General features: G+C 68.4%; 9 protein-coding genes. 4 read left to right on the top strand and 5 right to left on the bottom strand.

The window, feature by feature from the left end; genetic code table 11:
• The first annotated feature begins 85 nt into the window (after positions 1–85).
• The gene (locus ACQKDV_RS17130) at positions 86–1,390 is read left to right on the top strand and encodes a hemolysin family protein (RefSeq protein ID WP_427785323.1); all 1,305 of its coding nucleotides are present in this window, start codon (positions 86–88) and stop codon (positions 1,388–1,390) included.
• Positions 1,374–2,045, top strand: a complete 672-nt coding sequence (locus ACQKDV_RS17125; protein WP_427785321.1) for an exopolysaccharide biosynthesis protein — start codon at positions 1,374–1,376, stop codon at positions 2,043–2,045. Before ACQKDV_RS17130 ends, ACQKDV_RS17125 begins: the two co-directional genes overlap by 17 nt.
• A gap of 100 nt (positions 2,046–2,145) precedes the next feature.
• Here the strand turns inward: ACQKDV_RS17125 and ACQKDV_RS17120 are convergent, their stop codons facing one another.
• The 4 genes from ACQKDV_RS17120 to ACQKDV_RS17105 all read right to left on the bottom strand — a co-directional run bounded on the left by ACQKDV_RS17120 (position 2,146) and on the right by ACQKDV_RS17105 (position 5,149).
• Positions 2,146–2,643, bottom strand: coding sequence for a pyridoxamine 5'-phosphate oxidase family protein (locus ACQKDV_RS17120; RefSeq protein ID WP_427785319.1), 498 nt, complete (start codon positions 2,641–2,643; stop codon positions 2,146–2,148).
• 69 nt (positions 2,644–2,712) lie between these two features.
• Positions 2,713–3,708 carry an LLM class flavin-dependent oxidoreductase gene (locus ACQKDV_RS17115; protein WP_427785317.1) on the bottom strand — a complete coding sequence of 332 codons (996 nt, stop codon included), beginning with the start codon at positions 3,706–3,708 and terminating at the stop codon, positions 2,713–2,715.
• 195 nt (positions 3,709–3,903) lie between these two features.
• Entirely contained in the window at positions 3,904–4,671 is a 768-nt protein-coding gene (locus tag ACQKDV_RS17110; RefSeq protein ID WP_427785316.1) for a sulfurtransferase, read from the bottom strand.
• Positions 4,672–4,783: 112 nt separating this feature from the next.
• On the bottom strand, positions 4,784–5,149 hold the full coding sequence (locus tag ACQKDV_RS17105; RefSeq protein ID WP_324808679.1) for a DUF6164 family protein: 366 nt from the start codon (positions 5,147–5,149) through the stop codon (positions 4,784–4,786).
• A 70-nt stretch (positions 5,150–5,219) separates the two neighbouring features.
• Here ACQKDV_RS17105 and ACQKDV_RS17100 point away from each other — a divergent pair, with 70 nt between their 5' ends.
• A complete protein-coding gene (locus ACQKDV_RS17100) occupies positions 5,220–5,654 on the top strand; it encodes an FKBP-type peptidyl-prolyl cis-trans isomerase (protein ID WP_108768449.1) in 435 nt (144 codons plus the stop codon).
• Complete coding sequence (locus ACQKDV_RS17095; protein WP_427785314.1) at positions 5,641–6,888, top strand: TIGR03862 family flavoprotein; 1,248 nt, start codon at positions 5,641–5,643, stop codon at positions 6,886–6,888. The genes ACQKDV_RS17100 and ACQKDV_RS17095 overlap by 14 nt, the downstream gene beginning before the upstream one ends.
• 139 nt (positions 6,889–7,027) lie before the next feature.
• On the opposite strand, the gene ACQKDV_RS17090 is transcribed toward ACQKDV_RS17095, so the two are convergent.
• Entirely contained in the window at positions 7,028–7,489 is a 462-nt protein-coding gene (locus ACQKDV_RS17090; RefSeq protein ID WP_427785313.1) for a GNAT family N-acetyltransferase, read from the bottom strand.
• Positions 7,490–7,551 lie beyond the last annotated feature (62 nt).

Raw genomic sequence — 7,551 nt, 5'->3', positions numbered from 1 at the left:
CCGGCGACGTGCGCAGCCAGCGGCGGCGACCACCGGCATCGACATGGCCACTGAACACCAACCGGGGACGACGCCCGTGTTTGAAATGATCCTGATTGTCTTCGCGCTGGTTCTGTTGAACGGCTTCTTCGCCATGTCCGAGATGTCGGTCATGACCTCGCGCAAGAGCCGCCTGAAGCAGATGGCCGCCACCTCCAAGCGCGCCGCCAAGGCGCTGGAGCTGTCGGAGAAGCCGGAGAGCTTCCTGTCCACCGTGCAGATCGGCATCACCGTGATCGGCGTGCTGACCGGCTACCTCGGCGGTGAGGCGCTGGGCGAGGCCTTCGCCGGCTGGATCCAGGGCCTGATGCCGGGCTTCGCCTATGCCGGCAACATCGGTACCGCGCTGGCGGTCACCCTGATCACCTTCATCACGTTGATCTTCGGCGAACTGGTACCCAAGCGCCTGGCGCTGACCCGTTCGGAGGCCATTGCCGGCCTGGTGGCGATGCCGATGAGCTGGCTGGCCAAGCTGGCCCTGCCCTTCGTCTGGCTGCTCTCCAGGACCACCCAGCTGGTCCTGCGCCTGTTTGGCCTGGGCAAGGATGAAGTGGCCTCGGTGACTGAAGAAGAGATCCGCATGCTGGTGGCCGAGAGCCACGAAGCCGGCGTGATCGACGCCCACGAACGCGACATGATGAATCGTGTCATGCGCCTGGGCGACCGTACCGCCGACAGCCTGATGACCCCGCGCAACCGGATCGCCTGGCTCGACACCCAGGCCGGCCTGGAGCGCAACCTGGAAATCATGGCCGAGCACGAGTTCTCACGCTACCCGGTCTACCGCGACAACGACATGGACGTGGTCGGCGTGCTGGAACTGAAATCACTGGCCACACGCATGGCGCGTGGCGACAACGCCCTGTTCCAGACCCTGCGCGAGCCGCTGTACGTTTCCGAATCGACCCATGCGATGAAGCTGCTGGAGATCTTCCGCGAGGAACAGCAGTCCATGGCGCTGGTGGTGGACGAGTACGGCGAGATCCAGGGCCTGGTCACCATCAGCGACCTGATGGGTGCGGTGGTCGGCCGCCTTCAGGCGGTGGAAAACGCCGACGAGGACGCCCTGGTGGTGACCCGCGAGGACGGCTCGCTGCTGGTGGACGGCTCGCTGCCGATCGAGGACCTGCGCGAACTGATCGGCAGCAACGAGCTGCCCGATGCCGAGGACGGCGATTACTACACGCTGGCGGGCATGTGCATCCACTACTTCGGCCGCATCCCGCATGCCGGCGAGTACTTCGACTGGGCCGGCTGGCGCTTCGAGGTGGTCGACCTGGACGGCGCACGCGTGGACAAGCTGCTGCTGCGTACCTTGTCCGACGAGCAGGCCGATGAGCTCACCGCCTGATTCAACCCCGGCGACGGAGGATGGATCGGGCGAGCAGTCCCCGGTCTACCGCAACGAGGGCATCCGCACCCTGCTGGCGATGTTCGCCGCCGGTGACCCGGCCGAGCACATGGCGCTCGGCCAGATCCTCAAGGATCTGCAGCAGAGCGCCTTCGGCGTCTTCCTGTTCGTGGCCATCCTGCCCTCCTTCATCCCGATCCCGGGCATGGGCGGGGCGGTCAGCGGGCCGCTGGTGGTGCTGATAGGCCTGCAGATGCTGTGCTGCCGGCGCAAGCCCTGGCTGCCCGGCTTCATCGCCCGCCGCGGGCCCAGGCGCGGCACCATGCACCGCTTTCTGGATCGGATCGACCGGCCGTTGCGGCGCCTGGACCGCATGCTCTCTCCGCGCATGCAGCAACTGCTGGCGCCGCTGCCGGCGCACGCCTTCACTGGCGTGCTGCTGGTGCTGCTGGGTGTGCTGCTGTCGCTGCCGATCCCGTTCACCAACTTCCTGTTCGGCTTCCAGCTGCTGCTGTTCGCGCTGGCGCTGCTGGAGCGGGATGGCGCGTTGATGCTGTTCAACTGGATAGCCGGCGTGGCGGCCATTGCCTTCTTCGGCTTCAGTTCCGGACAGCTGGTGGGCTACGCGGTGGATCTGTTCCAGCGCTGGTTCTGAGCCGGAATCCGGTAGAGCCGGCCGCTGGCCGGCTGCCAGGAATGCCGCAATGCCGGCCAGCGGCCGGCACTACCGTCCAAGCACCGCGTGGATGAGACCCTCAACGCAGGTCGATGAACCCATTGTCGCCCAGCTGCGCCGGCTCATCCTGCACCGCCGACAACACGAAGGTGAGCGCTCTGCCCAGCAATGTGCCTGGGCCATCCCAGTATTCGGCCGAATCGGCACGCACATGGATCAGCCGCAGGTTCGGGTCCTCCTTGCCGCCCGGGAAGAACAGCTTCATCGCAGGCGACCACAGCTCGTCGATCTTCGCGCGGTCATCGACGATGCGCGCACGCCCCGACACCGACACATAGGTGTTCTTCGACGCCGAGGCGTAGGCCACATTGACCCGCGGGTTGAGCGCGATTTCGGCCACCTTCGGGCTGTCAGCGGCGGTGGCGAACCAGAGGTCACCGTCGAAGGCGACCTGCTGGGTGCCCAGCGGACGGCTGTACAGGCGGCCATCGACGCCGACGGTGGTGAACATCGCCACCTCCACGTCCTTGATCAGTTCGGCCAGCTGGGCAATATGTTCGGCGCGGGAATCGGCCATGGGGTGGGCTCCGGTTGCAGGAGCCCCCATCAGACCCGGCGCGGCTGCAATGCGCCGTGACGCCGATGTTCAGCCGGCGTGGCGGGCGTGCCAGGCGTGCATGGTCAGCTCGAACGAGCGCAGGCGCGCGCGGTGGTCGTACAGGTTGGCGGTCAGCATCAGTTCGTCGGGCGTGTGGCGGTCGACGAAGGCGGCGATGCCCTCGGCCACCTGCTGCGGATCACCCAGCACGGTGCACGCCAGCGCACGCTCCACGCCCAGCTTCTCGTGGGGTTCCCAGAAGGTCTCGATATCGTCGATCGGCGCCGGAATCCGGCCCGGGCGACCGCGGCGGAGGTTGACGAAGCTCTGCTGCTGGCTGGTGAACAGCCGCCGCGATTCGGCTTCGCTGTCACTGGCCACGACATTCAGCGCCAGCATCGCGTGCGGCTGCTTGAGCGTGGCCGAGGGGCGGAATTCGCGGCGATAGACGGCCAGCGCTTCATCCATCGAATCGGGTGCGAAGTGCGAGGCGAACGCATACGGCAGGCCCATCGAGGCGGCCATGCGTGCGCCAAACAGGCTCGAACCGAGGATCCAGGTCGGCACCCGCAGGCCGCCACCGGGCACGGCCTGCACGGCCTGGCCGGGCTGCACCGGTTCGAAATAGTGCAGCAGCTCGCGCACGTCCTGCGGGAACTGGTCGGCGCTGTCGAAGTAGCGGCGCAGGGCGCGCGCGGTGGGCTGGTCGGTGCCGGGCGCGCGGCCCAGGCCGAGGTCGATGCGGTCTGGGTACAGCGACGCCAGCGTGCCGAACTGCTCGGCCACCTGCAACGGCGCATGGTTGGGCAGCATGATGCCGCCGGAGCCAACGCGGATGCGCTTCGTGCCGCCGGCCACGTGGCCGATCAGCACGGCGGTGGCCGCGCTGGCGATGCCGGGCATGTTGTGGTGTTCGGCCAGCCAGTAGCGGCGGTAGCCCAGCGCATCGGCGTGCTGGGCCAGTTCCAGCATGTTGGCGAAGGCGGCGGTGGTATCACTGCCCTCGCAGACAGGGGCCAGGTCGAGGATCGACAACGGGATCATCAGGCGTATTTCCGTCACAGGATGTCCCCTTTCATGGGGTCGGGACGGGGCCACGGCCAGTGACGGTGGCAGGATGCTGATTCCTGCGGGGCGGGCTCTGGGCCTGCCGGGCCCTGTAGAGCCGAGCCCATGCTCGGCTGCTTTTCACTGCTCAACGGCAGCCGAGCAAGGGCTCGGCTCTACAGAGTCGCGCGGTCAGAACGCGCTGGGGCGCGGCGCAGCCAGCGGTTCATCGACCATCGGCTGCAGCGCCGCATCCAGCGCTACGCGTTCATCGAACACGAAACAGCGGCCTTCGTAGCCCTCGCCGCCCACTTCCTCGAAGTAACCAAGGATGCCGCCGTCGAGCTGCAGGACATTGTCCATGCCGTCATTGACCATCCACAGCGCCGCCTTCTCGCAGCGGATGCCGCCGGTGCAGAAGCTGACCACGGTGCTGTCCTTCAGCGCTTCGCGGTGCGGCGCCAGGGCGTCGGGCAGGTCGGTGAACTTGTGGATGGGCAGCACCAGCGCGTCCTTGAACGTGCCGTACTCCACTTCCTGCAGGTTGCGCGTATCGAGCATCACCACCGGCTTGCCGTCATCGTCGTGGCCCTGGCGCAGCCAGCGCTGCACGGTGGCCGGATCCACGGCCGGCGCGCGCGGGTACTCCAGCGGCTGGCCGTCATGGCGGCGGAAGCTGATGATCTCGTCCTTGACCTTGGCCTTCAGCCGCGCGAACGGCTGATGCTCGCTGAAGCTGGTCTTGACCCGCATGTCGGCAAAACGCGCATCGGCATGCAGGGCGGCATAGAAGTCCTCGACCGCCTGCGGCGCGCCGGCCAGGAACAGGTTCAGGCCCTCGCCCGCCACCAGGATGGTTCCACGCAGCTCCGCGGCCTCGGCGCGCGCCAGCAGCTGGTCGCACAGGAGCTGGGGGGCGTCGATGACGGCGAAGTGGTAGGCGGTGGTATTGGCGATCATTCCGCCATTTTAGCGCCTCGCGCCCGCACAGGCAGATTCAGGGGTCAGCGCCCTCCGCGCGGCGGAGGGATCCGACCCCTTGCCGGCCAGCGGCCGGCACTACCGCGGGGGCTCAGCCCCGCAACAGCACGAACGGCAGCAGCACCAGTGCCGCGGCTACCACCATCCCCAGCAGCACCAGCACCACGAACACCGGCCGCCGCCGCAGCAAGCTGCCGAAGGTTTCGGCCGTCCCGTCGCGCAGCGCCTGCTCGCGCTCGGCGCGCACGCGCACCCCGCGCGCCGCCTGGTACTCGGCCATCAGCGCCTTCGCCCGCGGCTGGTCGGCATCCTCGCTCAGCCACAGGCCGCCGTTGGAAATGCCCCACGGGCTGGGCTCGGTGCGGTACCAGGCGATGCCGTGCTGATCCAGCAGCGTGCAGACATCGGCATATTCGTCGTCACCGACGTTGCGGAGATTGAGCAGGAGTTTGGCCATGCGGCCATGATACCCGGCACCGATGCGCTACCCTTGCCGCCCCCGACACTGCCCATCCCGGAGACACCCGATGCGCCGCCTGCTGCTCCCCCTGCTGCTGTCCCTTGTCGCCGCCGGCTGTGCCCGCGAACCGGCCGGTCCGCCCCCGGGTGGCACCCTGACCACCTTCGAGCGCATCGACACCCAGGTCGGCACCGGCGCCGAAGCCGTCCCCGGCCAGAAGGTCTCCGTGCACTACACCGGCTGGATCTACGACCAGCGCACCGAAAGCAAGCACGGCAAGACCTTTGACAGTTCGGTCGGCCGCGGCGAACCCTTCACCTTCACCCTCGGCGCCGGCCAGGTCATCCGTGGCTGGGATGAGGGGGTAGCCGGCATGAAGGTGGGCGGCAAGCGCACCCTGATGATCCCGCCGGCCTATGGCTATGGCGACCGCGGCATCGGCCCGATCCCGGCCGGTTCCTCGCTGGTGTTCGATGTCGAGCTGCTCGATGTCAAACCGTAATGCCGCTGCACCGCGCCGGGTCGCCGTCATCGGCGGCGGACCGGCCGGCCTGTTCGCCGCCGAGCGCCTGCGCGCGGCTGGCCTGGATGTGGACCTGTACGAGGCCAAGGGCTCGCCCGGCCGCAAGTTCCTGATCGCCGGCAAAGGTGGGCTCAACCTGACCCATTCCGACCCGCGCCCGCTGTTCGACAGCCGCTATCGCGAACAGGCCGCTGCCGTCGGCCAGTGGCTGGATGGTTTCGACGCCCAGGCGCTGCGCGACTGGGCTGCCGGCTTCGGCGTGGAGACCTATGTCGGCAGCTCCGGCCGCGTGTTCCCGGTCGACCGCAAGGCGGCGCCGCTGCTGCGTGGCTGGGTGCGCCGCCTGAAGGAACAGGGCGTGCGCCTGCATGCCAACCATCGCTGGACCGGCTGGAGTGACGCCGGCGCGCTGTGCTTCAGCACCGAAGACGGCCCGGTCGAGGTGCAGGCCGATGCCACCGTGCTGGCCCTGGGCGGCGGCAGCTGGCCGCAGCTGGGCAGCGATGGCGCCTGGGTCGCACCGCTGCAGGCGCGCGGCGTGGACATCGCCCCGCTGCAATCCGCCAACTGCGGCTTCGACGTGGACTGGACCCCGTTCTTCGCACAGCGCAATGCCGGCGCACCGTTGAAGCCGGTGGTCGCGCACTGGATCGATCTGCAGGGGCAGCCGCAGTCGCTGCAGGGCGAATGCGTGGCCAGCGCGTACGGCATCGAAGGCAGCCTGGTGTACGCATTGGCCGCCGACCTGCGCGAGACCATCAACCGGGATGGCCACGCCACCCTGTGGCTGGACCTGGTGCCGGGCCGCGATGAAGCGCGCCTGCTGGCCGATCTGTCGCGCCCGCGCAAGGGCCGCAGCTTCGGCGAGCACCTGCGCCGCCACGCGGGGCTGGATGCAGTGAAAGCCGCGCTGGTCTTCGAGCACCTGGGCAAGGATGCAGGCCACGACCTGCCTGCGGTGGCGGCCACACTGAAGCGGCTGCCACTGCGCCTGCTGCGGCCACGCCCGATGGACGAGGTGATCAGCACCGCTGGCGGCGTGCGCCTGCAGGCGCTGGATGACGGCCTGATGGTGCGCGCCCTGCCCGGTGTGTTCTGCGCCGGCGAGATGCTGGACTGGGAAGCGCCGACCGGCGGTTACCTGCTGACCGCGTGCTATGCGAGCGGGCTGCGCGCGGCCGAGGGGGTCATCGCGTGGCTGGCGGGACGCTGACCCGGGTTCTGTAGAGCCGAGCACGGGCTCGGCTGCTCCGCTTCTGGAGAGTCGAGCCATGCTCGACTGTTTTACTTTTGTGGCAAATGCAGTCGAGCATGGCTCGATTCTACAAATGCAGCCGAGCGCGGGCTCGGCTCTACAGCTTGCGGTGCATGCGCACCGACGCCAGGGCGACACCACTGGGGTGCGGGTAGTCCTCCTCTGCCCCGGCGGTGAAGCCCTGCCGCTGATAGAACGGCACTGCATTGAGCGAAGCCGACAGGACGACATCACGTGTCGGGTCGGCCATTGCCAGCAGACGCTGCATCAGTGCCTGGCCGATGCCCTGCCCGCCGTTGTCCGGATCGACGAACAGCGCATCGACCTCGTTGCCTTCAGCGTCGAACACGCCAAAGCCCAGCAGAGCGCCCTGCTCGTCCTGGGCCACCACGCAGCCGCCCTGCCCGAGCAGGTGCGCATACTGCGCGGGCGGCGGTGAGGCGGACCACGGCGCGATCACCTCCGGCGGGTAGTGGCTGCTGCAGGTTTCGCGCACGCAGCGCGTACGCAGCGCCCACAGTGTGGCCACATCGTCGGTCGTGCCGGTTCTGAACTGCATGGCATCTCCATCGAGACCGGCAGAGGGACAGGCCCTTTGAAGCCGGGGCAGCCCGCAGAAGC

The sequence above is a fragment of the Stenotrophomonas sp. NPDC077659 genome (assembly GCF_050268705.1).
Taxonomy (GTDB): domain Bacteria; phylum Pseudomonadota; class Gammaproteobacteria; order Xanthomonadales; family Xanthomonadaceae; genus Stenotrophomonas.
This window is presented reverse-complemented; position numbering and strand designations above follow the sequence as displayed.